Annotated in this window: 31 protein-coding genes; 30 read left to right on the top strand and 1 reads right to left on the bottom strand. The window is 44.2% G+C overall.

The genetic code is table 11. From position 1 onward, the window contains the following. Positions 1–237 precede the first annotated feature (237 nt). From C2740_RS05920 to C2740_RS05850, 15 genes are all read left to right on the top strand, one after another. Complete coding sequence (locus C2740_RS05920; protein ID WP_215292271.1) at positions 238–1302, top strand: tetratricopeptide repeat protein; 1065 nt, start codon at positions 238–240, stop codon at positions 1300–1302. Continuing rightward, positions 1286–2356, top strand: a complete 1071-nt coding sequence (locus C2740_RS05915) for a murein L,D-transpeptidase family protein (protein WP_215292269.1) — start codon at positions 1286–1288, stop codon at positions 2354–2356. The genes C2740_RS05920 and C2740_RS05915 overlap by 17 nt, the downstream gene beginning before the upstream one ends. A 119-nt stretch (positions 2357–2475) precedes the next feature. After that, on the top strand, positions 2476–3102 hold the full coding sequence (locus tag C2740_RS05910; RefSeq protein WP_215292267.1) for a zinc ribbon domain-containing protein: 627 nt from the start codon (positions 2476–2478) through the stop codon (positions 3100–3102). A gap of 278 nt (positions 3103–3380) precedes the next feature. Continuing rightward, positions 3381–3797: a CBS domain-containing protein gene (locus tag C2740_RS05905; protein WP_251369609.1), complete on the top strand. Its 417-nt coding sequence runs from the start codon at positions 3381–3383 to the stop codon at positions 3795–3797. A 53-nt stretch (positions 3798–3850) separates the two neighbouring features. Beyond that, positions 3851–5467: an EAL and HDOD domain-containing protein gene (locus C2740_RS05900; protein ID WP_215292255.1), complete on the top strand. Its 1617-nt coding sequence runs from the start codon at positions 3851–3853 to the stop codon at positions 5465–5467. 45 nt (positions 5468–5512) lie between these two features. Further along, complete coding sequence (locus C2740_RS05895; RefSeq protein ID WP_251369608.1) at positions 5513–6559, top strand: fumarylacetoacetate hydrolase family protein; 1047 nt, start codon at positions 5513–5515, stop codon at positions 6557–6559. A 61-nt stretch (positions 6560–6620) separates the two neighbouring features. Next, on the top strand, positions 6621–6989 hold the full coding sequence (locus C2740_RS05890; RefSeq protein WP_215292253.1) for a hypothetical protein: 369 nt from the start codon (positions 6621–6623) through the stop codon (positions 6987–6989). A gap of 17 nt (positions 6990–7006) precedes the next feature. Continuing rightward, positions 7007–7213, top strand: coding sequence for a hypothetical protein (locus C2740_RS05885; RefSeq protein ID WP_215292251.1), 207 nt, complete (start codon positions 7007–7009; stop codon positions 7211–7213). Between the two features lie 174 nt (positions 7214–7387). Next, a complete protein-coding gene (locus C2740_RS05880) occupies positions 7388–7741 on the top strand; it encodes a hypothetical protein (protein ID WP_215292249.1) in 354 nt (117 codons plus the stop codon). A 202-nt stretch (positions 7742–7943) separates the two neighbouring features. Continuing rightward, complete coding sequence (locus C2740_RS05875; protein WP_215292247.1) at positions 7944–9245, top strand: EAL and HDOD domain-containing protein; 1302 nt, start codon at positions 7944–7946, stop codon at positions 9243–9245. A gap of 78 nt (positions 9246–9323) precedes the next feature. Further along, complete coding sequence (locus tag C2740_RS05870; protein ID WP_215292245.1) at positions 9324–9974, top strand: response regulator transcription factor; 651 nt, start codon at positions 9324–9326, stop codon at positions 9972–9974. Positions 9975–10146: 172 nt separating this feature from the next. Continuing rightward, positions 10147–10446, top strand: coding sequence for a flagellar protein FliT (locus C2740_RS05865; RefSeq protein WP_215292243.1), 300 nt, complete (start codon positions 10147–10149; stop codon positions 10444–10446). Between the two features lie 15 nt (positions 10447–10461). Further along, complete coding sequence (locus C2740_RS05860; RefSeq protein WP_215292241.1) at positions 10462–11367, top strand: flagellar hook-length control protein FliK; 906 nt, start codon at positions 10462–10464, stop codon at positions 11365–11367. Continuing rightward, positions 11360–11626 (top strand): EscU/YscU/HrcU family type III secretion system export apparatus switch protein, encoded by a 267-nt coding sequence (locus C2740_RS05855; RefSeq protein ID WP_215292239.1) that lies wholly within the window; start codon positions 11360–11362, stop codon positions 11624–11626. The genes C2740_RS05860 and C2740_RS05855 overlap by 8 nt, the downstream gene beginning before the upstream one ends. A 128-nt stretch (positions 11627–11754) precedes the next feature. Next, the gene (locus C2740_RS05850; protein WP_215292229.1) at positions 11755–12069 is read left to right on the top strand and encodes a hypothetical protein; all 315 of its coding nucleotides are present in this window, start codon (positions 11755–11757) and stop codon (positions 12067–12069) included. Between the two features lie 19 nt (positions 12070–12088). Here C2740_RS05850 and fliE read toward each other — a convergent pair whose 3' ends face one another. After that, positions 12089–12469: a flagellar hook-basal body complex protein FliE gene (gene fliE, locus C2740_RS05845; RefSeq protein ID WP_215292227.1), complete on the bottom strand. Its 381-nt coding sequence runs from the start codon at positions 12467–12469 to the stop codon at positions 12089–12091. 252 nt (positions 12470–12721) lie between these two features. Here fliE and fliF point away from each other — a divergent pair, with 252 nt between their 5' ends. The 15 genes from fliF to fliR all read left to right on the top strand — a co-directional run bounded on the left by fliF (position 12722) and on the right by fliR (position 24513). After that, the gene (gene fliF, locus C2740_RS05840) at positions 12722–14341 is read left to right on the top strand and encodes a flagellar basal-body MS-ring/collar protein FliF (RefSeq protein ID WP_215292225.1); all 1620 of its coding nucleotides are present in this window, start codon (positions 12722–12724) and stop codon (positions 14339–14341) included. Beyond that, positions 14341–15348 carry a flagellar motor switch protein FliG gene (gene fliG, locus C2740_RS05835; RefSeq protein ID WP_215292223.1) on the top strand — a complete coding sequence of 336 codons (1008 nt, stop codon included), beginning with the start codon at positions 14341–14343 and terminating at the stop codon, positions 15346–15348. Before fliF ends, fliG begins: the two co-directional genes overlap by 1 nt. Position 15349: 1 nt before the next feature. After that, complete coding sequence (locus C2740_RS05830) at positions 15350–15997, top strand: FliH/SctL family protein (RefSeq protein ID WP_215292221.1); 648 nt, start codon at positions 15350–15352, stop codon at positions 15995–15997. After that, the gene (gene fliI, locus C2740_RS05825; protein ID WP_215292219.1) at positions 15994–17451 is read left to right on the top strand and encodes a flagellar protein export ATPase FliI; all 1458 of its coding nucleotides are present in this window, start codon (positions 15994–15996) and stop codon (positions 17449–17451) included. Before C2740_RS05830 ends, fliI begins: the two co-directional genes overlap by 4 nt. Positions 17452–17453: 2 nt before the next feature. After that, the gene (gene fliJ, locus C2740_RS05820) at positions 17454–17915 is read left to right on the top strand and encodes a flagellar export protein FliJ (protein ID WP_215292217.1); all 462 of its coding nucleotides are present in this window, start codon (positions 17454–17456) and stop codon (positions 17913–17915) included. Positions 17916–17927: 12 nt separating this feature from the next. Next, positions 17928–19097, top strand: a complete 1170-nt coding sequence (locus C2740_RS05815) for a flagellar hook-length control protein FliK (protein WP_215292215.1) — start codon at positions 17928–17930, stop codon at positions 19095–19097. Between the two features lie 5 nt (positions 19098–19102). Then, positions 19103–19453 carry a BLUF domain-containing protein gene (locus C2740_RS05810; protein ID WP_215292213.1) on the top strand — a complete coding sequence of 117 codons (351 nt, stop codon included), beginning with the start codon at positions 19103–19105 and terminating at the stop codon, positions 19451–19453. Positions 19454–19545: 92 nt separating this feature from the next. Continuing rightward, complete coding sequence (locus tag C2740_RS05805) at positions 19546–19965, top strand: hypothetical protein (RefSeq protein WP_215292212.1); 420 nt, start codon at positions 19546–19548, stop codon at positions 19963–19965. Positions 19966–20140: 175 nt separating this feature from the next. Then, positions 20141–20626, top strand: coding sequence for a flagellar basal body-associated protein FliL (fliL, locus tag C2740_RS05800; protein ID WP_215292210.1), 486 nt, complete (start codon positions 20141–20143; stop codon positions 20624–20626). 13 nt (positions 20627–20639) lie between these two features. After that, positions 20640–21656, top strand: a complete 1017-nt coding sequence (fliM, locus tag C2740_RS05795; RefSeq protein ID WP_215292208.1) for a flagellar motor switch protein FliM — start codon at positions 20640–20642, stop codon at positions 21654–21656. Further along, positions 21643–21993 carry a flagellar motor switch protein FliN gene (gene fliN / locus C2740_RS05790; protein ID WP_215292206.1) on the top strand — a complete coding sequence of 117 codons (351 nt, stop codon included), beginning with the start codon at positions 21643–21645 and terminating at the stop codon, positions 21991–21993. The genes fliM and fliN overlap by 14 nt, the downstream gene beginning before the upstream one ends. Positions 21994–22009: 16 nt before the next feature. Next, on the top strand, positions 22010–22627 hold the full coding sequence (fliO, locus tag C2740_RS05785; RefSeq protein ID WP_215292204.1) for a flagellar biosynthetic protein FliO: 618 nt from the start codon (positions 22010–22012) through the stop codon (positions 22625–22627). Beyond that, the gene (gene fliP, locus C2740_RS05780) at positions 22620–23417 is read left to right on the top strand and encodes a flagellar type III secretion system pore protein FliP (protein ID WP_305849416.1); all 798 of its coding nucleotides are present in this window, start codon (positions 22620–22622) and stop codon (positions 23415–23417) included. The genes fliO and fliP overlap by 8 nt, the downstream gene beginning before the upstream one ends. A 9-nt stretch (positions 23418–23426) precedes the next feature. Then, positions 23427–23696, top strand: a complete 270-nt coding sequence (fliQ, locus tag C2740_RS05775) for a flagellar biosynthesis protein FliQ (RefSeq protein ID WP_256440741.1) — start codon at positions 23427–23429, stop codon at positions 23694–23696. 40 nt (positions 23697–23736) lie between these two features. Next, on the top strand, positions 23737–24513 hold the full coding sequence (gene fliR, locus C2740_RS05770; RefSeq protein ID WP_215292200.1) for a flagellar biosynthetic protein FliR: 777 nt from the start codon (positions 23737–23739) through the stop codon (positions 24511–24513). Positions 24514–24533 lie beyond the last annotated feature (20 nt).

Genomic DNA, 24533 nt, shown 5'->3' with positions numbered 1-24533 from the left:
GAGATTGCCAATTCAGGCTATTTTAGTGTAGTTGTCGGTCCATGATGCTCGACTTAGTGCCTTTTGAAAAGACAGATAAATGCTCACAATCCAGGGGCAAAAAGGTCTCTTTCTGGGCCCATTCTTTGGGGGTTTTGAAGGTGGGTGGATTGGGTTAATGCGCTGTAAAAGACTATCGGCATTGATAATTTTCACTAAAATGCTAAAATCGATGGGTTTAAATGCCCCTTTCCCCTAATGCCATCCATTTTGACTGAAGTTCGCTCATCTATAGCTAGAAAATTGTGCTTATTGCAGAACTCCCTGCAATTCTTTTATGGCGCCTTAATACTCTTTTTTATCAGTATTGCTCCTGCATCTGCTTATGTATCAACACAGGCAATTGACAATCTTTTATTAAAAGGGGACTCAAAAGCAGCGCTTGCCCAAGTCGAGGTGCTGAAGAAGGATCTATCCCCAATTGACTATGCAAACACTAAAGCTTCTGCTTTATTAATGCTGGGGCGCTGGCAAGAGGCCGCCAATCTTTTGGAGCCCTATTATGAAAAAGATCATGCCAATCTCTTAGTTGCCAATAACTATGCAGTTGCCTTATGGGGAATGGATAAGAAAGAGCAGGCACGGAAGGTCTTAGAAACAGCCCTAAATACCGCGACGCCAGCCTACAGAAGTTTGCGCAAAATTTATTCAGCACAGGCAGCAGAGGCCTATGCAAAAGCATTGAATGAAAAAAATTCAGCACCCGCCCCAATTCTCTTGGCAGCCTCTAATGGAGGTGCTGATTTAGTAGATAAGCCGATAGTCGTTGCACAGGCTCCAAAAGCGCCTGCCCCAGTAACGCCAGCAGCACCACTCGCTACTCCAAGTTCTCAGGCGCCCAAGACCAGTCCTGTAGCGACTCCAGTGGTGGAGGCTCCACCGGCCCAGGTTGCAGCAGCGGAGAAGGACACATCACCAACTCCTCAAGAGCTTGAGCTCATTACTGCCAATATGGGAAATTGGGTCAAGGCGTGGTCGAGCAAGAATGTCAAATCATATTTGGCTTTTTACTCACCTAGTTTCTCGCCTGATAAGGGCTTGTCTTATGCAGATTGGTTGGAGCAAAGGAAACAGAGGGTTGCCAAACCAGGCGCTATTAATGTTGAAATCAGCATCATGAAAGTAGTCAAGTCAAAGAACAAGATTCTGGTTACGTTTAGACAGAAGTACAACTCTGCAAACGTCAACACAAACTCTGTGAAGTGTTTGGAGTGGGTAAATGACAAGGGAACTTGGTTGATTACTCGTGAATTCAATAAATAACTCACACCTCAATAGCGGAGCTCTGAAATTGCGTTTGAAGCACTTATTGATTGCTAGCTTTTGTATGACGCCAATTTTGTGTCTGGCTAATGGCGATGCTACCGTTCGTCAGGCTACTCAAGAGTTGGTTCGCAATGGCAACCTTGATAAGGCTATGGAGATATTAAATAAGTCCGAAGTGGAGCATCCCAATTTCCGTTTGGCAACCTTTATGCGCGCCGAATTGCTAACAGCCCTCACAGGTGGAGCAATTGCGAATAAGTCTAAGAGCGAAGTGCGCGATGGCGAAGCGCCGCAGAATCTATTGTCTGAGCTGCAGTTAAGAAATTCCGTCATCCCTAATTTGGCTGAGTTACGTCCAGCTCAGGTCTTAAAGATGCCGAAAAATGCAGATGTTATTTTGGTCGATGCATCCATTTCCCGCGCTTATCTCTTGCGCAATAAAGACGGAGACCCAGTTTGGGAGAAGGATTATTACGTCACCATTGGTAAATTGGGCGTTGGTAAGCAAAAAGAGGGTGATCTCAAGTCTCCCTTAGGCGTCTACTCTGTCACGATGCAGATTCCGAAGCAGCAATTGAGATCTATTTTTGGTGCAGGTGCTTTGGAATTAAGTTTCCCGAATGCGCTCGATAAGAAGTTAGATATCAGTGGCTCAGGAATTTGGCTGCATGGCGTTCCCAAAGACACCTACAGCAGAGCTCCCAAAGCCTCTGATGGTTGTCTTGCTTTTGCTAATGACGATGTCCGCGAAATTATTGAGTTGGCTAGTAAACGTCAAATCAATGTGACCGTAGTTCCATCAGTTCAGTGGCTGAAGAAGTCTGATTGGAGCGCCCGCGCAACCAAGGTTAGTAATGAAATTGCTGCCTATAGATCTCAAGGCCTCAAAAGCAAAACTGTGCGACCACCTGAGGCTATTTATGCTCCTGAGTCAACATCTACCTTGGTGATTGACCAGCCGATAGGTCAGGGCGATGGTTCCGCAATCTACCGAGAGTATTGGGATAAAAACGGCAATAGCTGGAACCTGAAGTTCAAAAGCCGCACCTAAATTCTCTAAGTAGAATATAGTTGCACTAGTGTTGCTTGTACTCTCTTCTTGAATTGCTTGTTTACATTGTTGCGAATAAGTTTTTGTATTCTAGGGAACTAATTTAGGGTTTAAAAAAGATGTTTTGTTCAGCTTGCGGTAATAAACTTGATGTGGGTGCAAAATTTTGCTCTAAGTGTGGCGCAAAAAATGATGCCCCAGCAGTAAATCCGGTCGAGCAAAAAGCACCCGTTACTACTAGCGGTGAAAAGGCAAAAATCTTCTTTAAATTTGTCCCACGAGACGTACTCATCGATGAAAAGAATTCTCACTCAGTTGCAACCTACATAAGAGCCTTGGCTGGCACAAAACAAACCGACACTACTGCTTATGAAGTATTAATTACTAAAGACAGGATGTATCTCCATCCAGTTGGTAAATTAGATCCTCAGGGTTTAGTTAAGCCGAATGTAGATTTATCACGCGGGGCCTCACCAAAAATAATGATGGGTGATGAGGTTGATGTAGAGAGGCTGTCAAAATACCCATCCTTTTTAATGAGCTCTCTCAAATTTGTTACCGTAGAGACAAAAGGAAAAAGTAGTTTAACTTTTGTATTCGCTGGCGATATCCTGTTCAATAAAGAAAAATCTACTGCCGAATCCTTCATTATTTTAGATACCAATACTTCGGAAAACTACTCTCTTGGAAGACAGCTCTTTGAGCATTTCAAGGTTAAAGAATCGCAGTTAAAAATCTTTAAGTAAATTAATGCCAGGCCTCCAAATGGAGTTATAGCGCCAAAGCCACTCTTTTCAGGATTTTCCCTAAGATTTATCACAAAAGCATGCCAATAGAGCTAGGATGGGCGTAGTTCTGAGTGGGGCTTTGTTTTTGCTTGAATAAGTTCATGGCTTAGATAGAATCTACACATGAACAATGTACTTTGCGAGTTGGGTTTTCCAGCGCGGATATTGATCTGTAGATATAAAAGGGTAAGCATCGTATGCCATTGGTAAAAAACTGTTTAGCCAACAAGTCGAATATGCTGATTTCAGTTACACCCTCCGATTATGTTGTCAAAGTATTGGAGCTCATGCGCGACAATCTTGTTCGTTCAGTATTGGTGATTGATTCAGAAAAATTGGTGGGAATCATTTCGCAGGGGGATTGTGCAATTAAAGTGCTGCTTCCCGGTTTGAGTGCAAAAGAAGTATTGGTCAAAGATGCGATGACTCTCAATCCCATCTCGGTCGGATATGAAGATGATTTGCGTGACTGCATGCAAATCATGATTTCCAAAAGAATCCGTCACTTGCCTGTAGTAGATGCAGGCAAGGTAAGGGGGGTGATTTCTGTTGGAGATGTAGTGAAAGATACTTTAGAGCACAGAACGGGCCAAATTAAATTTTTAGAACGCTATATTAAGGAGTGGGACGGCTCTCAAAATGCAGATACCTAAGTCCGCTTAACAAGTAATTCATTAGAAAGGCATTCTTTTTATTAAGAAAATAAATGGCACTATTTAGCAAAAAAACTCAGTCTTCTCCAGTGCAAGCTCCTAGGGGGCCTGAAAAGGTGCCGCCTGAAAATCCGTATTTAGGGCGCGAACCCATCATTGATCGTGAGCAAGCGATTATTGGATATGAGCTCTTTTTCCGACCTGGAACTACGCTTAAAGCAAAGCGGGTCAATGAGCGGAATGACGTGTTGGCACAAATTGCTAAGCGTTTAGCAGAAGACCCTAAGGCACAAGTCACTTATCCCGACGAAATTACGGATGAGAATTTGCGTGATGATGATGGTAATCAAATCAAAGAAGTAACCCTTGGTGAAATGCTTTATGCACTCAAGACAAAGGGGGTGGCTCAGTCACTTGGCCAGCATCTCGGATTCATCAAAATTCATACTCATCACTTGGGGGATGAGCTGCGCGGTATTCCTGCGATCAAGTTTCCTTTGCAAATCGATTTGGCGGAGATTCTTGAAGCAATTAAAACTGAACCTCTTGAGGATGAGGGGGCTGAAGAAAGCAAGAAGGATGCCAAAAATCCTGACCCTTCAGATGAGCCCAAAGTGCCTGAGATTCTTGAAAAGCTTGAGAAGCTCTCGAATATCGGCTACAAATTTGTACTGACTGGTTTAGCAGAAGTGTTTGATGGTCTCGAAGATATATTGCCGAAGTTTCGATATGTGAAGCTTAATCTTCATGAGGTAGAGAGCGCAGCCAGCCTGATTGATTTTTGTAAGGCTACCCCTCTGCCAAGAGATACCAAGTCTCCTGCAAAAAAAGGGGCAAAAGGTGCTAGCGATGGTGCTGTGATGCAAATCATCGCCACTCATGTAGAGACCCCAGAAGATTTTCATCAGGCCCGCGATTTAGGTTGTGATGCCTATGAGGGCTTTTATTTTATTAAGCCTGATCCAGAGCTTTCACTACATCGAGGTGATGATTACCGCAAAATTCTGAAGCTCCTGACTTTGCTGCTTTCATCTCCCGAGCTGCATGAGCTCGTTGATGAAATAGAGTTAAACCCAGTAGTTGCCAAACACTTAATGGTGATTGCAGAAGTCGATGCTGGCAGAAAACGCGCTAAGCCAGAGAATATTAGAGATGCTGCAGTGATTTCTGGGGTCAAGCGCATTACTCGTTGGACTCAATTGCTTTTATACGCAGATAGCAAGGCTAAGGTCTCACTAGAATCTACCCCATTGCTCCAGTTGGTTTGCGTCAGAGCATTCTTTATGGAATTGGCGTCGGTCAAGTTGCCAGCTGGAGCAGGCTTGGGATCAAGCGATTTGGCTTTCTTGGTTGGCGGCTTATCTTTAATTGATAACCTCTTCGATGAATCTAGTCGTGAGATTTTGTCTAAATTCAACTTGCCCGGTGTCGTGGTCGATGCAATTGCTGATCGAAGTGGGGTTTTGGGCGGTTTACTGACTCTTGCCGAAGCCGCTGAAATTGGTGACTTACAAAAATGCCAGCAGCTGTGTTCAGGTGAATTGGGATCCCTAACTTTAGATGATGTTGCTCAAGACTCTCTTTTGGCCATTAAAACCTTCGTTTCCCAAACTCAACTGGCTCCGGATGAAGACGTTTGGGAGCAGGCGGCAGCTTCAGATGATGAATAGCTTAACCGTTAAACTACATAACTTATCAATTAAGTCGGAGTAAGCATGAGCGCACGTCGTCGCTTTATCAAGTCATTTTCCTTGTCTGGAATTGGTATTGTGGCTGCCTCAACCCTCGGATTTACTTCTGATGCTGCTGCGCGCAGATTTAAGTTTGTCAAAGAGCAAGAAGCCTATAGCGGCCCTCACATGATGGTCAAAAATGCCAAGATTCTATCGATGAAGAATAGCGATGGCTCAGAGACAATGGGTGTCATCAGCGCAAAAGGGGTCATTGACGTTCGTGCCGTCGCCAAGAAACTCAATATTGCTGCACCATACACTTTGGATCAATTGCTACAAGAGGGTAATGCCAACGCATTTTATAAGGTGCTAGCTGGTGCAGAAAAGTCTGGGGTGCCTTACTTACCTGAAGCGAAAATTCGGTACGGCAGGCTTTTTAAGAATCCAGGAAAAATTATTTGTGTTGGTATTAATTATCGACAGTATGCAGAAGAGATGGGGGTGGCCAAGTCAGCCGTTCCAGCGCTTTTTAACAAGTATGACAACAGCTTGACTGCCCATCATTCTGTACTAGAAATTCCTCCGCCTGATGTTTCCTATAAGCTTGACTACGAAACCGAGCTATTAGTAGTGGTCGGAAAAAAAGGTCGCAATATCCCTGAATCAGAAGCCCTTAATTATGTTACTGGCTACTGCACTGCAAATGATTTCACCTCACGTGATTTACAGCTCGACCTTCCTGGCGGTCAATGGATGATTGGTAAAACCCTGGATCAATATGCACCTATTGGCCCTTATTTTGTGACGGCTGATTTAGTGGGCGATCCGAATAGCCTGCAAATTCAGACTTTTGTGAATGGTGAGATGAGGCAGAACTCCAATACCTCTGACTTTATTCATAATGTCCAAAAGTTACTTGCCTATATCAGCACGTATTGGGCTTTAGAGCCCGGCGATATTATTTTCACTGGCACTCCTCAGGGTGTTATCGCCAATATGCCTAAGGATCAGCAAGTTTGGTTGAAAAAAGGTGATGTAGTGACCAGCGTTGTGGAAAAGCTGGGTGAACTCAAATTTACCTTGGGCTAGAAACCAAAGCCAGGTTCAAGAGTAGGATAGAGGTTTGGATTGATCAAAAGGAATAAAGTCGATGAAACTTAAACCATTAATAGCAATTGTCGCCCTGATCATGATTTCTTTACCTGGATTTGCCGCAGAGATTGGCGGAAGTGCGGGCGGTCGAGATATAGGGCGCGGCGGAAACGGCGGTAATAATGGTTACGGCAACAATAACAACAACTACGTCGTTGTTCCATATGACGCGGGTAACATCGCTGGGAATCCCAATAACAATCAACCGGTTACCGTCATGAATGGCCCTAATGGCTCCACTCAAACCCAGGTCGGCACTACAACTTATTACTCCCCTGGAGGCAGTTCGGTGACAAACGGTAATCGCACAATCTATTCCAATGGCACTAATTGCGTAGTTCAGGGCAATAAAAAGACCTGCAACTAGCTGGGGCAAAAATCCCTATGGAACAAAAAACCCAAATGGAGGCTCTTTTGCATGATTTGGGTCAGCCTTTGCTAGCTATTCGCTTAAATGCCGAGCTATTAATGCACTCTCTTGGTGAATCAGGCTCTGACTCGATCAAGAAGAAAATTGAGGCTATTTTGCATGCAAGTCAAGAATCCATGGATATCACGGCCAAAATAGTTGCTTTAGAGAATAAAAAATAGTCAAATAAATCAATAACTTGAGATATTTTAACAATAAATTAAAGAATTTCTAACATTCGGGCTTAAGTTTTTACATTGCAGACCGTAAGAGATGGTGAGGGCTTGTAAGTTAGCCCCCATTTTTGGGTTTAATCATTAAATTTTGAAAGGAATAGTTCTACTCAGGAGAAAATTATGGGCATTGATATCACACCTACATCCGCCGTTAATTCAGGTGGTTCCAATGACAACAATCGCCAAGCTTACTTGGGCGCTTTGACGTCTGCTTTACGCAATGGAAACGTAGTTGCAGCGCAACAAGCCCTTCTCGGATTGAGTGGAATTGCTGGTGGCCTCAGTCCAGCAGCCGTATTTAATACGATTGAAAGCGCCTTAAATAGTGGTAAGGTAGAGGAGATGAAAGCTGCATCTTCTATGCTTGATGCATCCAGAGCCTCTAAGCCTACCCCTAAAGATTCTTTAAGTCCTTCATCTAATGATTTGATGCCTGCCTCAGGTACTGGAAAACTCGTAAACATCAAGGTTTAACGCTTTTCTGGTTTAAGAAGAATCGTTTTTTGGCCTTTCTTAACCTACATCTAGTTCAGATGTGTTTTAAAGAATAAGCCCAAAAAAACGGCTTTATTCTTCGAATTGAAAATCCTCCTTTCGCTATACATTGGTATCTTATTTATCAGGATAGCCAAAGTCCGTCCATTCGCTGGCTGGGGCACCTTTAAACAAGGATCATATGATTGCCACTACTGAGTCTTCCGTGGATTTAAGCGCCTCTGAAATCTTTCTGGCACGCAATTCTGTGTTTGATCGCTCAGGCAGGGTAATGGCTTATGAAATGCTCTTTCGTTCGCGTGAGAGCGTTGATGAAGGACGGCCTGATGATTTAGCAACGAGCACTCAGGTAATTGTCAATTCAATGAGCCACTTTGGTTTAGAGGGAGTTCTGGGTTCTGCTGACGGCTTTATTCATGTCACTGAAAAGCTGCTCATGAGCAATACTCTGGAAATCCTTCCTGCTCAGCGCATCATTCTTGAAATCATGCCTGACGTTTCCCTGAATGCGGAGATGCTAAAGCGCCTGCAAGAGCTAAAAACTGCTGGATTTCGGATAGCGTTAGTAGATTCAAGCTTGAGCGATACATCTGAAATTAAGGGGGCAGGGGCCGGTAGTAATGCCATTTTGCCGTTGGTTGATATTGTTAAGGTGAACTTGCAGACAAGCTCACCTGACGCCACTGCTGCAATCATTCATCATGTACGCCAATTCGGAAACCCCATTTTTTGGGCAACCCAAGTCAAGACTGGTGAAGATCTAGCCGCTTGCAAAACACAGGGCTTTGGTTTATTTAGTGGCTCGTATTTTTCTCAGCCTTTGGTGATGCGCAGCAAGAAACCGCAAGCATTGCAAGTAAGTCTTATGAAAATTGTGGGACTCTTATTTAAGGATGAGGGAATTACAACCTTAGAGCCACTCTTTAAGGCCAACCCTGATCTGACATTGGGCCTGTTTCGTTTAGTCAATTCTGTTGGCGTGGCGGGGCATTTGCAAATTAGCTCTGTACGTCAGGCTTTGGTCACCTTGGGTCAAAAGCAGCTACTGCAATGGATGTTGCTTTTAATCTATACAGAAGCTGGTAATGCTGCCACTTCAGAATTGCAGCGTAGAGTAGTCAATCGTGCCCGCTTAATTGAGCTTTTATCCCAACACGAAGATATTACTCAGCCTGGTTTAAGCGACCAGGCTTTTGTGGTGGGCCTTCTTTCTTTAGCTCATAAAGTAACTGGTCAGACTCTAGAAGAGGTGCTCAAGCATATCCACCTGGCAGAGCATTTACAAAATGCGCTCTTGCACCATGAGGGTATTTTGGGTCAATTACTCGTCTTAACGGACGCCATTGAGGCCGCAGACTTTAGTCGCATGGAAGCTTCTCGGAGTCATTTAGGAATTTCTGCACAATCGCTCACAGATTTGCAGCTGCAGGCAATTCAATGGACGAATGAACTTGATCGTCAGATGAGTGCAGTTAAGGGTTGATTTACTGGTAAATTTGTCCTTTTCGGCAATTCTGAAGATTTCGTTAGAATGTCATAGAACTAAATTGAGACGGCTTTTATGACATTAATGAAGCACCTACGTATTGCGCTTGCAGATGATCACGCGATCATTCGTGAGGGTCTGGTTCAGGTGCTCAACACACACCCCGGTATCGTGGTGGTTGCAGAGGCTAAATCAGGTAAGGAGGCAATTAAACTGGCCGACAATCCTGAGCTTGATTGTTTAGTGCTCGATATTGATTTGCAGGACCGCAATGGTATTGAGGTGATTAAGTCCATTCGCCGAAGTAATCAAAAATTAGCCATCCTAGTGCTATCAATGCACCCGCCTTCACAATATGCTGCCCGGGTTTTATCTGCGGGTGCCCTGGGGTACATTACCAAAAGTGAGCCTACCCAAGAGTTAGTCTTAGCAATTCGTCGCGTTGCTACTGGAGCAAAATATATCAGCCCAGTTGTCGCTGAAATTTTGGCGGATCGATTTGGCGATGCCCAATCTGCTGCCGATCCACATCAATGCCTATCCGACCGCGAGCATCAATTTATGATGATGGTGGCCACTGGATTAACCGTCAATGCGATTGCTGAAAAGCTCAGTCTTTCGCCCAAAACTGTCAGCATGTATCGCACTCGCACTCTGAAAAAAATGGGTATGAAAACCAATGCAGAATTAGTGCATTACGCGATTAAAAACAATTTATTGGCTTAATTTGGACCTTTGCAGTATAAAAGTTCTTATTGCTTCACTTAATCAATCTAGTTAGAGCGCTTTTACGGGTTTTATATTGGAATCGTTTAGGCTCAAAGTTTTGTAATATCTATGTTCGATAAACAAGGTTTTCACATCATCACAGCAATCGCTTTTACAAGTCAAAAATTTAATGCCCAATAGCGATATGCTCTCTCTCTATGAAGCTGTGACTGAAATCAGTCAGCAGATGTTAGAAGCCGCGCGTCAAAAAGACTGGGATGGCTACGGTAAATTAGAAATTCTGTGCCAGGGCTATATTCATCAAATTCCGGTGCATGGTGAGCAAGCCCCCCTTACTCCTGAAGCACTTGAGCGAAAAATTGCTTGCCTCAAAACAATCCTATCAAACGATAAAGAAATCATGGATTTAATGCAGCCCTGGATGTTGCGCCTGACTGACATAATGAATGGCCAGTCGTTCAAGAAATAACTAGATAGAAGATTTATGCCCATAAATCCGATTGGCGCCATCAATCCACTGATTGCTCCAGCGGGAATAGGGCAGTCGAGCCAACTCGCTCTGAAGCTTGGCGTTGAGTACCTGGGAAAAATTATTGCCTTTGACTCCGCTGGAACAGCCGAAGTGCAAATTGGTGATCAAGTGTTTGGTATGAAGCTAGATAGTCAATTTACGCTGGGTGATGTCCTTCATTTTCGCTTTCTAGGCAATAACCCAAACCCCACCTTTTTATTATTAAGCGCCGGCGCCAATCAGGCGGTATTAGAAAATGTGATTTTGAGTGGTACGAGTTTGCTGATTGCGCAATTGCAAGATGAAGCGCTGTTACAAGGACAGCTCTCGAAGGCGGAAAGTTTATTGCCACCGCTGCTGCAACATCCTGAGAATGCACAGATAACTGCAGCCCAACTGCAAAATGCCATCATTATGAGTGGGCTCTTTTATGAATCCCATTTAGCCAATTTTGCTAAAGGCAAATGGCCCTTAAATGCATTAAAGAAGGAGCCACAAAATCGCCCCAACTTCAATGCGTCGCAAGTGGTGAATAAGCAGTTAGATGCGTTGGAAAATCAAACTATTCGTTGGAGTGGAACCATTTGGCCCGGTCAGCACATGGATTGGCAGGTGACCTGTGAGCAAGAGCAATCCCCCCAATCGTCTTCTCACGAAGGTGCAGATCAAACCATTGTTAGTGTGATTGAACTGGAGCTGCCTAAATTAGGTAAGGTGCAGGCCCATTTGACCCTGCGTGCTAACACCTTAAGTGTGCAATTAAAAGCAGATAAGTCTCAGACGGAAACTTTATTTAAACAAGAAATCAGCGAGCTCAAAAATACCCTGAATGCCAATGGTCAGGAGCTTAAAGCTTTGGAGGTAATCTCCCATGGATAAGGCCAAGATTTTGCAGCAGGCAGTAGCCTTGACCTATGAGCATGGAGAATTTGCTCCCAAGGTGTTGGCTAGCGGTAAAGGCTTGGTTGCCGAGCAAATTATTGCCAGGGCCAAGGAGAATGATATTTATATTCATGAGTCAAAAGGCCTGGTCGGTTTATTAATGCAGGTCGATCTTGACGAGAATATTCCCCCGGCTTTATATCAAGCGGTTGCTGAAATCCTGGCATGGCTATATCAATTGGAAGAGCGAAATTAGAGGTTTATCTTATTTGGCAGGGTAATGTTGCTAAATCTTCAGCTTTTAGATAAAGTTATATTCACTATAAGTTGATTATGTTAGTAATTAATTTAGTTAAAAAATTTTATACCTGATGAGACCAAAATATGGCCGTATCCATTGAGAGTACCCTGATTCTGCAGATGAGCGCTGCTTATAACGCGCATTTTATGCAAAGCTCAAATGCTGGCGAGGCATTGATGCATATGATGGAGACTTGCAATTCTCTGCATCCCAAGCTAAAAACGATTAATCCCAAGGAGGTATTGGTACTTCTTTCTAGTGGTAAGAGCTTTACAAGCAGAGCGCAATTACGAAAATTTGCGGTTGATGTAATTGTGTACCTAGTGGGCGACGTTGTCGGCTCAAAATATTCTCACACTGAATTGATCGAGGCTACCGAACAAAAGGTTACCGCTTAGATCCGAATGGCACCAGGCACTAAACCTGCATATTCATAATGTCGTGATAAGCGGAAACGAGTTTATTACGCACTTGAACAGTGGCCTGGAATGAGAGGCTAGCCTTTTGTGTGGCTACCATGACATCAGATAGGTTGACGCTATCATCGCCCAGGGCAAAGTTTTTACCCAGCTCGACTGCCTTGGCCTGGTTTTGGTTTACCTGGTCAAGAGATGACCTCAGTGCAGTTGCAAAATCAATGGATGGGGCAGGCTTTGGGCCATCCCCGTTATTAAGTCCCTTAATGCCATCTAGGCCCTGAATAGGGGCAGCCAGATTTGCAGGGGCGGCCGCAGACGCAGCCTTTAATTGGGCCAACATTGCTTGAATACGCCCTGAATCAATAGCGCCGACACTCATGATGGAACTCCTCACTGAAACTTTTCAATGGAAGTAATGTAGCAGTAAAGAATGGCATCAGTTTTGGCAATAAGAAGGAAAAAAAGGCCTTATTCCTTCAATTGAAATGAAATTGCCCTATTCATAATAAGCGCTAATCTTCATATTTAATTAGGGCGTATTGGACAAATCATGCAAAAAACCGATCTTATCAGTTTCCAGGGTGATCTTCAATCTGCCTTTTCATCTCACTAATTGGCTGGGAAAATTGTTATGGAAAGCTTGTTAGCGCGCTTAAATTTGCAAGGCACTAGTAAAAAAGTGCTTTTATCAGCAGGTATTGCTGCGGTCATTGCCGTGATGGCAGTCTTTTGGATTTGGAGTCAGAGCCCTAAATACAAGGTTGTGTTTTCCAATTTCAACGACAAGGATGGCGGTGCCATTGTGGCCGTTTTGGAACAGCAAAATATTCCTTATAAATTGGCTGATGGCGGTGCTTCAATCTTGGTGCCGGCGGATTTGGTATACCAGACCCGCTTAAAGCTAGCGGCGATGGGTTTGCCTAGAGGTGGTAATGTTGGCTTTGAGCTACTAGAGAACCAAAAATTTGGTGTCTCTCAGTTTGTAGAGCAGGTGAACTTTCAGCGTGCCTTGGAGGGTGAGCTAGAGCGCAGTATCCAAGCAATCTCCGGAGTAGATGGCGCGCGAGTCCATTTGGCAATACCTAAATCATCCGTGTTTGTGCGCGATGCGCAAAAACCAACAGCATCTGTTTTGGTTAAGCTAATGCAAGGTCGCACTCTCGACCAACATCAAGTTAGCGCAATAGCACATTTGATTTCTAGTAGCGTACCGAATTTAAGTCTAGCTAACGTTGATATTGTTGATCAAAACGGTAATTTACTTTCCGATGTCAGCAAGGGCGGATCTAAAACCTTGGATGCAAATCAACTTAAGTATGTTGAAAATCTCCAAAAAAATATTGTGTCCCGTGTTCAGGCCATTATTTCTCCAATTTTGGGAGAGAAAAATGTGCGGGCTGAAGCTAACGTAGAAATCGATTTTTCAAATACTGAAGAAGCTAATGAAATTTACAAGCCAAATCAAAAGCCTGAGGTTGCCGTTATTCGTAGCTTGCAAACCAATGAATCGATTGTCCCTTCAGGGTCAAGCAATGGTGGTGTGCCGGGTGCCCTAACTAATCAGCCGCCTGCAAATGCAACTGCACCTTTGAATACGACCAATAATGCGGCTCCTGGTGGCGCTGCTGCTGGTGCGGGCGCTGGTGCCAATAATGCTGCAGCTCAAAATCCAATGAGCACACAAAGAAATTCGATTACGAATTATGAGATTGATAAAACCATCTTGTTTACACAAAAATCGATGGGTGGTGTGAAGCGTCTTTCTGTGGCAGTGGTCGTAAACAATAAGACTGATGTTGATGCAGAAGGTAAGCCAACTTCGCGCCCCTTAAATGACGCTGAAAAACAGCAGATCATTGATTTAGCCAAACAGGCTATGGGCTTTAATGAAGCTAGAGGCGATAGCATCAGCGTAGTCAATACCCCATTTACACCCATCAAGGAAGCTGACATATCTGAATTGCCGGTCTGGAAGGACCCTGTTTATATCGAAATGGCAAAAAATATTGGTCAGATTATTTTGGGATTAGCGGTACTCTTTGTGATGTACCGTAAGGCTATTAAACCGATGCTCGCCAATTTACTGGCGCCGGATGAGGCTCCCGAAATTGATCATAATCTTGACGAAAATGGCAGACCTATACCAAAATTAACTCCGTATCAAAAGGACCTCAAGGCTGTACAGGCCTTGGCTAAGGAAAATCCAAGGGCAGTGGCTGATGTTGTTGCGGGTTGGGTGGGAAATAGCTAATGGCAAATCCAAGCGAGAGTAGTGTTCTTAAAGCGGCGATTTTGATGTTGGCCCTCGGTGAAGAGGGTGCATCACAAGTGATGAAGTTCGTCAGTCCTCGGGACGTCCAAAAGCTCAGTGGCGTGATGACTACTTTGCGCAGGGTAGAGCAGTCCAGTGTTGCGGAAACCCTCAGAGATTTTTTTAGCTATGCCGGTGAAGGTGCAGCTCTGAATATCGATACTGATTCATTTACCCGCAATGTCTTAACTCAAGCCTTAGGTCAAGAAACTGCTTCCGGTCTATTCGAACGTATTTTAGAGAATAAAGACTCCGAAGGTATTGATAATCTGAAGTGGATGGATGCAGCGGCCGTTGCCGATCTGATTCGTTATGAGCATCCGCAAATTATTGCCACGATTTTGGTGCACCTTGAGCCTGAACAGGCCTCTCAAATTCTGACTCTGTTTAATGAGGATTTGCGTAAGGATACGATGTTGCGTATTGCTACCTTAGAAGAGGTGAAGCCGCAAGCGCTCAAAGAATTGAACGTCGTACTTGCCCGATTGTTAAGTGGCGCGTCGACCTCCAGTAAGAAACAAATTGGTGGTATTCGTGCGGCTGCAGACATCATGAACTATATTGGCCAGGCTCCACAGCAAGTGCTGATGGATCGTATTAAAGAATACGATATTGAAATTGCGGAAAAGATTAACGATGAGATGTTTACCTTCGATGATATCATCAACATTGATGATCGTGGAATTCAGACCATCTTGCGCGATGTTCAATCTGATGTCTTGGTAACGGCTCTTAAGGGCGCAAGCGCTGAGCTTCGTGAAAAAATCTTTAAAAACATGTCTTCTCGTGCGGCCGATATGATGCGCGATGATTTAGAAAATAAAGGCCCCGTCAAACTCTCTGAAGTTGAAGCGCAACAAAAAGAAATTTTGGTAGTGGTAAGAGGCTTAATTGAAGATGGCACCGTGATGTTACCGGGCGCCGGAGGCGGTGAGGATTATCTCTAATATGGAAACCTCTCGCGCCTGGCCCAAGGCGATAGGCGAATCTTTCTTCACAGATCTGATTCCGACTAAACCGGCTGTGAAGCCTGAGCCTAGTCCGTCACAATCGATTAGTTTTTCTCCCGAGAAGATTAAGGAGATCTTGGATAAAGCCTATTTGGATGGCTATGACCGTGGTATGAAAAGTGGTCATGAAGCTGGCATGAACTTGGCGAATGAAAAATTAGCGGTTGAACAGGCTGACTTGAAAAATCTGATGAATGGATTTTCCAATACTGCTAAAGAAAAAAGTAAGGTCTTGTGTGAAGACGTATTGGCACTATCCCTAGATATTGCTAAAGCCATGCTGAAAGAGCATCTGAAGGTCAATCAAGAAGCCATCCTTCCGATCTTGAGACAGGCGACCAATAGTCTGATTGATAGCGAAGGACCGCTTCAGTTGAAATTAAATCCTGAAGATGTGCAGATTGTGCAGAAATACTTGCAAGATGAATTAAAGAATTGGCAGATAGAAGAAGACCTCTCCATTGAACGTGGTGCTTGCATTATCGAAACGTCTGGAAATACGGTTGATGCCACACATGAGAATCGCTGGCGCTTAATTTGTGATGCTTTAGGTCAAAACCATGATTGGCTGGTGGAGAAATCATGACTGTTGCCAACCAGCTCGATTCACATGGCTCCGATCAATCTCACCTGAATTTAGATGGGCTGCTGAATAATTACTTGCGTAATTGCTCTAGCGCAGTATCGACTGTAGATAACGTTGAAGTTGCTGGACGCGTTACGAAGGTGACGGGCTTAGTAATCGAGGCAGGTGGAATATTTTTACCGATTGGGAGTGTTTGTGTCATTCCAATGGGTGATGGTCAGCAGATTGAGGCAGAAGTCGTTGGCTTTGATCATGGGCGCTTATTTTTGATGCCCCAAAGCAATATCGAAGGTATTGCTCCTTCTGCTAAAGTGATTTTGAAGTCAATGCCTATACGTACTTCACAATTTCACAGGCCGTTCGATCACAATGATGATTCCGTTCAGAGCGAAAGTCGGGTTACTCGCCTACCAGTCGGCGATCATCTTTTAGGTCGTGTACTCGATGCAGCTGGCGTACCTTTAGATGGCCTCGGCCCCCTTCAAGCAGATGTTTTTGCACCCTTGCAGTCTGAGCCGATCAACCCTTTAAAGCGTGCTCCAATCGATACGATATTAGATGTGGGTGTAAAGGCGATTAATAGCCTACTTACAGTAGGGCGTGGTCAGCGAATGGGTCTTTTTGCTGGTTCAGGTGTTGGTAAAAGCGTGTTACTCGGCATGATGGCCCGCTATACCGATGCTGATGTCATCGTCGTCGGCTTGATTGGTGAGCGTGGACGTGAGGTAAAAGAGTTCATTGAACATATTTTGGGGGAAGTTGGTTTAGCCCGTTCCGTAGTAATTGCAGCACCTGCGGATGCTTCACCTCTCATGCGTCTCCAAGGCGCGAATTATTCAGCATCGATCGCAGAGCATTTCCGTAGCCAGGGTAAGCATGTTTTGCTGATCATGGATTCATTAACCCGCTTCGCTATGGCGCAGCGTGAAATCGCCCTAGCTCTCGGTGAGCCCCCAGCAACCAAAGGGTATCCACCTTCCGTGTTTGCAAAACTACCGAAGTTAGTCGAGCGTGCTGGTAATAGTGATGTTGGCGGTGGTTCAATTACCGCTTTTTATACTGTCCTGACTGAGGGTGATGATCAGCAAGATCCAATTGCTGATGCTGCCAGAGCAATTTTAGATGGTCATATTGTGCTTGATAGGGTGCTAGCAGAAGCAGGCCACTATCCTGCAATTGACATTGAGCAATCGATTAGCCGCGTCATGCACAGTATCGTGGATACCCAGCACCAACAATCAGCTCGTAAACTTAAACAGCTCAGCTCAAAATACAGCCGCAATCAGGATCTGATCAATGTCGGTGCTTATGTACCTGGAGCAGATGCTGTTTTGGATGAAGCGATTCAGAAGCGTACGATGATTGAAAGCTTCCTGCAGCAAGATTTTGCAACACAGTGCAATACCCAAGACAGTATTGAGAAGCTTAATCAAATTATTACGCAGCAAGGCTAATCATGGCGAGCACTTTAAACGGTATGAGCACTCTCCTAGAGCTTGCCAGGCGCAATCTCGATAAAGCTGCAGAAAGATTGGCCAAAGCAAATCGAGATGCAGCCCAGGCCCGTGAGCAAGAAACACGCTTACAAACTTATCGCGATGAATATATTGCACAGCGCAATGCTTTGTCGCTGGAAGGCGTCACAGCTACTGATTTGCAAAATTACATCATCTTCTTGAAAAACCTAGACCAGGCAATTGTGAGTCAGGGGGGTGCCATTCATCAATATGAAGAAATTGTTAAGCACCATTTAGCCTATTGGCAAAAATGTCAGGCTAAAAAAAGATCATACGAAGTCATCATTGAAAGAAATCAACTACAAATGCAAAAGCTTGCGGCAAGACTTGAGCAAAAGCAAATGGATGAGTTCAGCAGCAATCAACGTCGCTTCTTAGCTGCCAATAACCATAGCGCCTAAATTGAGATTGCCATGAATATTGACCTCAAAGCCCAAACCCAATCTTTGCTCAACACGAATGTTGGGCAAGATACTATAAAGTCATCCAATTCTGGTGTTGGAGTGGCGACTTTACCCATTTTTAGCCAACTCCTTACTTCCCAGGTAAAAGTATTTCAAGAGCTTGACGCTAAAAATACGGTTAATACTGCCCAGCTTTTATCGCCTAATATTGTGCAGGCTAGCAAATTACAAGCAAAGGACAATCCTCATCAAGAGGAGATCAGGGCTGCGGTTTCAAGACAGGCCGATGCCTTTGTCAATATTGCCAAATCAGGTGAGGTGAATTCTGCTCAAGTATCTACACCTCAAGCAAGCACTCTGAGCCAGGGTCGTACTGAGTTTGCATATGCCAAGTTGGCCGAAATGCAAGCGCAAGCCAAAAATATGCGTGTTTTTTCTAAGGAATCTGGACCAAATACGGATAGTGAGGTTCTTCAGGCCCAAGCTCGCTCTCGTCTAGGTTCTTTCCAGGCAGTATTAAAGTCCACCAGTTTTGAAGTTCATGAGAAAGATCAGCTGGCGCCTAAAAAGAGCGTCAATCCAGAAACTGAAGCGATTACGGCTATGGGAATTTCTGCTTCAGAAAACCAAGGGCATGGCGGTGAAGCTGGTAGCAGTGGCGAATCTGAATTAGCTAATTTACCAATTCAGGGAAATACCATGCATGGTCAAGTGCATGCCCTATTTGGTTCCTTGCAGTGGAGTGAAGAGATCTCCCAGAGAATGATTTTGATGGTTGGTGCTAATATGCACTTAGCGGTTTTAAATCTAAATCCTGACAATCTTGGGCTTCTAAAAATTGTGATTACTGTGAAAGATCATCAGGTTAATGCCACCTTCGTTTCCAATAATGCTGATGTGCGTCAAGCCTTGCAAGATGGCTTAGAGCAATTGCGTAGCTCTATGAGCGAAGTGGATCTCATTTTGGAACAGGCAGATGTGCGCTCTGGAGCCAGTTATGAAGAAAGTGAAGCCAGCGCGCTTGCTTCTAAGGCGGAGTCTGGTGCCAATTCTAGCCTTTCAAATGAACATCATAGTGCGTTGAGTCAGCTGCTCAATGAGCAAGCACCCAAAGCTAGCAAAGCTCAGAGTCGAGCTTTGTCAATGCAGTACGATGGCACTGTCAACGTATTCGTGTAATTTTTATGGCCATCTATCAACTCATCTACGTCAGCTCTGCAACAGAGACTTTTACTCGAGAAAAGTTTCTGGATATGGCTTTTATGATGAGTAGCGACAATACTAAGGTTGGCATCACCGGTATGTTGGTGTTTAAAGATGGCAATTTCATGGAAGTTCTGGAGGGCGAAGAGTCAGCTGTGAAAGCCCTTTTTGCCAAAATTGAGCAGGATTCTCGACACACTTTGGTGAGCGTAATCCAAGAGGGTGAAATTAGCACCCGAGAATATCCTAGCTGGGCAATGACTTTTTATAACCCCAAAACTGAGGAATACGAGCATGTTGGCTCGCCGATTCAGTGGCAAGACAAGCTCTAAAAATGGACATCAATACCCAAAACTTGGAATTAAGGGTAAAAATCCCCTCTATTCTTTAATTTGAATCTATTCCAGCCCTCTAAAATCCAATCATGTCTAATCTAGCTAACCTTCCAAGTTCATTTGGCAATTCGCTGAACCCTGGCTTTCTAGCCAAAGGGGTTTCGGCTGAATTTCATGGCGTTTCAGGGGGGCAAAAATCCGCTATTACTGAGCCCTCATCTAGCTTTACGGATAGTCTAGGTAGCTTTTTAAGTAAAACTTTATCTGGGGGTATGGCAATTGCCTCTGTTGCTATGCCGGGCGCCTCTCTGGGCCTTTCTAAATTGGGCGATGCGGCAGCCGGCACGCTGTTACATGGCTTGCTGAATGCCCATACACCGAGCACCCCGAATAAGGAAATGTCTTCCCTGGCTGGTATCACTGCCGCAACCGGTCAAATGATGCCGCGCCATCCATATCAGGCCCAGCCAACCTCTTTCCCGGGCGCTAGCTTTATTACCTCGGCTTAATTTTCCTGAATAATCCCCCTGAAAAGGGATTGGCTGTTTCAAAGCATACCGCCTAGTACAACTCCAAAAGCAACATCTAAACGCCTTTATAAGGGGTGTTTCTCCCTCTTTTCTGAGTATCTAGTGTCATGATTTCCCCCGATAATGAGGAATAATTTTCACAATGGAGTGGTAAATGTCAGAGAATGAACAACCGGTTAAGCCCAAATCAAAAAAGATGCTATTCATCATCCTTGGTGCTGTGCTCGTATTGGCTCTAGCTGGTGGTGCAGCTTATTATTTCCTGGTAATGAAGGCTGATTCTCATTCAGCAGAGGCTAGCAAGCCGAAGGTTCCTGAGCTCCAAATTTTCGTACCTTTGGAAGTGTTTACAGTGAATCTGCGCCCTGAGAGTACTGAGCCGCAGCAGTATCTGCAAACTACATTGAACTTACAAGTACCTTCTGAAGAGATGAGCGCCAATTTAAAAGCGCATATGCCTGAGTTGAGAAGTCGTATTTTGTTCATTCTCACCAACAAAAAAGCCTCTGAAATTACTTCAGTAGAAGGAAAAAATGCCTTGATTGCTGAAATTACTGAGCAACTCCAAAAGCCTTTTAGTGGTAGCGAGTCAGAGCAAAAGATCACTGGCGTCTATTTAACTTCTTTCATTATTCAGTAAGTACGAGCCCATCATGGCAGATGAAAATCTCACCGAAGGCGAACTTAACGAGCTGTTAAAAGACGTTGAGTTAACTGAGGAGCAAAAAAATGCCCAAATGCAGGAGCAAAACCTGCAGGGCAATGCAAAGGCATTTAATTTAGGAACCCAAGAGCGCCTGGTTCGTGGCCGCATGCCCACGATCGAAACAGTGCATGAACGTTTTATACGTTTATTGCGTATTACTACATCAACTATGTTTGGCCAACTTACAGAAATTAAAGTATCACCAACAACAACCTGTAAGTATGGTGAGTTGCTTTCTAAGCACAGCCAACCAACAAACATTAATTTAATTAAGCTCAAGCCGTTACGCGGTACTGCTTTATTGATTATGGATCCGAGCTTTGTCTTGTATACCGTAGACAATCTCTTTGGCGGTGGTGGACGCTTTCCAGTAACCATTGAGGGTCGAGAGTTCACAACCACTGAGTTGCGGATTGTGAGTGAGTTATTAAATACTTTCTTCACTTCTTATCAGGAAGCATGGGCTCCAGCATACCCAATCGAATGTGAGCACATTAGCTCTGAAATGAATTTGTCATTTGTCAATATTGCTATGGCAAGTGAGCTGATGTCGACCACCACCTTCACCATTGGAATTGGTGAATCCTCTTATGAAATAGACTTGTGCATCCCTTACATGATGCTCGAGCCGATCATGGATATTCTGACATCACAGATGCAAAGTGTTGTTGCTGAGCATGATCATGTTTGGGAAGAGAGTTTGCTTGATCAAGTCCAGGCTTGTGAAGTTGAGGTGGTCGCTAACTTGGGTAGCAAAAGTATGTTGATGGAAGAGATTATTGCCCTGAAGGCTGGGGATACAATCCCTTTAGCTTTTTCAGCAGAAATTCCCGTGACGATTGACAACGTTCCAGTATTGTCTTGTCGCTATGGAATCTATAACAATCAGTACGCATTACGAGTTCAAAAGCTCTTAAAGCCTGACGCATCTGAATATATAAAAGGAGCCAATGATGGCAGATGAAATTGAATCCGGCAATCAAGTAGGAGCCGACGTTTTTAATGAATTAGACGGAAGCGATAAGTCCCAGCCACAGGAAAAGGATTTGGAATTTATTAAAGATATTCCAGTTCAGTTATCTGTGGAAATTGGCCGCACTAAAATTCCAATTAAATCTCTCTTACAGCTCACTCAGGGCTCTATCGTGGAGCTAGATGCTGCAGCTGGTGATTTGATGGATATTTTGGTCAATGGCACCATGATTGCTAAGGGTGAAGTGGTTGTCATTAATGAAAAGTTTGGTATTCGCTTAACTGAAATCATTACGCCAATCGAGCGTATTCGTAAATTAAATAAATAAGCCAGAAAATAGCACGATGACTCTCCTTAGAACACGTAACTTAGTAATGCTGGGAAGTTTCTTCTTTGCTGAAGTGGCTGTCGCTCAGATCACGCGTGTTCCAGAATCAGACGGCGGCCCTTTTCGAGTGATTTTTGGCTTGCTCTTGGTGTTGGGGCTAATTGCAGGTTTAGCTTGGGCGATGAAAAAACTCAATCATGCCAAGATTGGCAACCAATCTGTGGCTAAAATAGTTGGCGGTGTGAGTGTAGGCCCGCGTGAGCGGGTGGTTGTGGTTGAAATCGGTGGCAATTGGGTGGTTGTAGGAGTAGCCTCGGGGCAGGTGAATAGTCTGGCGAATTTCAAGGTTGCAGACCTCGATTTTAGTGAAGGCTACGAAGATGCTCCATTCTATGAAGATGAGCCAGCACCAGCCACTAAGCGTGGTGTTCGTGAGCAACACCAACCCGAGCCCCGTTTTAAATTCAGATCTGAATTTGATGAAGAGCAATCATTTGCTGCCACTCCAGATCAAGAAGATTCACGCAAGATGCAAAGTAGTTTTAGACCTCAAACCAATTCTGCCAAATTTCATAAAGAGAATGTGAAGCGTTTTTTGCGAAAAATCTTAAAAGTAGGTGATGGCAATGAATGATCTAACAGAATTGAAGTCCGTCACTCTCAATGCTAAGACTCTATTTTGGGCTTTGTGCATGGGCTTTGCTTTAGCTTGTATTTTCTATACGATTCCAAGTTATGCAGCGAATAATTCATCGTTGAATGTTTTGACTAGCTCTGCTGGTCCTGGTGGCAGTCAAAATTACAGCTTGAGTCTACAGACTCTGATTTTGCTGACTTCGTTATCTTTTTTGCCAACGCTTTTATTGATGATGACCAGTTTTACTCGCATCATTATTGTGCTCTCGCTATTGCGTCAGGCAATCGGTGCGCAAGCAACCCCGCCAAACCAAATTTTGTTGGGCTTGGCCTTATTTTTGACCTTCTTTGTTATGGGTCCAGTGTTTGATCGCGTTTATAACGAGGCGTATCAGCCACTCAATGAAAACAAGATCACCATGCAGCAGGCTTTAGATAAAGGTTCGGTTCCGATTAGAGAGTTCATGCTCAAGCAAACCCGGGAAACTGATCTTGCTTTGTTCTTAAATATGTCGGGCAAGAAAGTGGCTACTCCAGATGACATTCCAATGAGTGTTTTGGTGCCTAGCTTTATGACCAGCGAGCTTAAGACGGGCTTTCAGATCGGCTTCAGTATTTTTATTCCCTTCTTAATTATTGATATGGTGGTTGCAAGTGTGTTGATGGCCATGGGAATGATGATGGTCTCGCCGGCGATTATTTCATTACCGTTCAAACTCATGCTATTTGTATTGGTAGATGGCTGGCAACTTTTACTAGGCTCTTTAGCAGCCAGTTTTGCTTCTTAAGGAACGATCGTGACCCCGGAATCAGTCATGAACATCGGCCGATTGGCCATGGAAACAACCTTAATGGTTGCGGCACCACTATTAATCGTGGCCTTAGTGGTTGGTTTAATAGTCTCTATTTTTCAGGCAGCCACCCAGATTAACGAGGCAACCCTGTCTTTCATTCCGAAGTTGCTAGCGATTCTCGCCACGCTGCTGATAGTTGGGCCCTGGATGATTACTGTTCTAGTCTCTTATATGAGAGGGATGTTTAGCAATTTCTCTCTATTAATGGGCTGATCAAAAAAATCCCAGCTGAAAACATAAATAAAAACACAACATGCTAACCCTCAACAGTGATCTGATTCAGGCCTGGGTAGTCAGCATCCTTCTACCAGCCATCAGAATTTTAGGTTTTGTTTCTATCGCTCCATTTTTTGGCAATCTCGCGATTGCTATGCCCATCAAAGTAGCGATGGGGATTTTATTAGCAATCATTATTGCCCCAGCTGCCCCTCCTATGCCTGCGGTAGATTTGCTTTCGCTTGGCGGACTCTTAGTCGTTGCTGAGCAGTTAGTAATTGGATTGGCGATTGGTTTTATGGTGCAAATTATTTTTAGTGGCATTGAGATGGCAGGGCAGGTTTGCGGTATGACCATGGGTTTTGGTTTCGCAACGACTTATGATCCAGAATCTAGAGGTAGTACGATTGTGATTAGCCAGCTAATGGGTATCTTGGCTTTGTTAGTCTTTCTGAGTATGAATGGCCACTTGATGATGATTGCGGCATTATTGGATAGTTTTTATAGTTTTCCCGTAACCCTAGAGCCCCATCTGATTGATGGCATGATGATTGCAAGCTGGGGCGCAAAGCTCTTTAGTATTGGCTTGCAACTCTCCTTGCCAGTCGTTGCTACCTTGCTGATTACCAATATAGCCTTAGGTATATTGACTAGATCATCCCCCCAACTTAATATTTTTGGTATTGGCTTTCCGATTACTTTGACGGTCGGATTTTTTGTCATCATGTTGATGCTGCCAACCATGGCCGCTCCTTATCAGTTCATTCTTGAGCGGGGTCTGGAAGCTAGTAAAGCCATGCTGAAATTTAGATAATCAGCGTATTTGCATCTCAT

The sequence above is a fragment of the Polynucleobacter sp. MG-5-Ahmo-C2 genome (assembly GCF_018687735.1).
In the GTDB taxonomy this organism is placed as follows: domain Bacteria; phylum Pseudomonadota; class Gammaproteobacteria; order Burkholderiales; family Burkholderiaceae; genus Polynucleobacter.
Note: the sequence above shows the minus strand (reverse complement) of the source record. Positions and strands in the feature narration are given on the sequence as shown.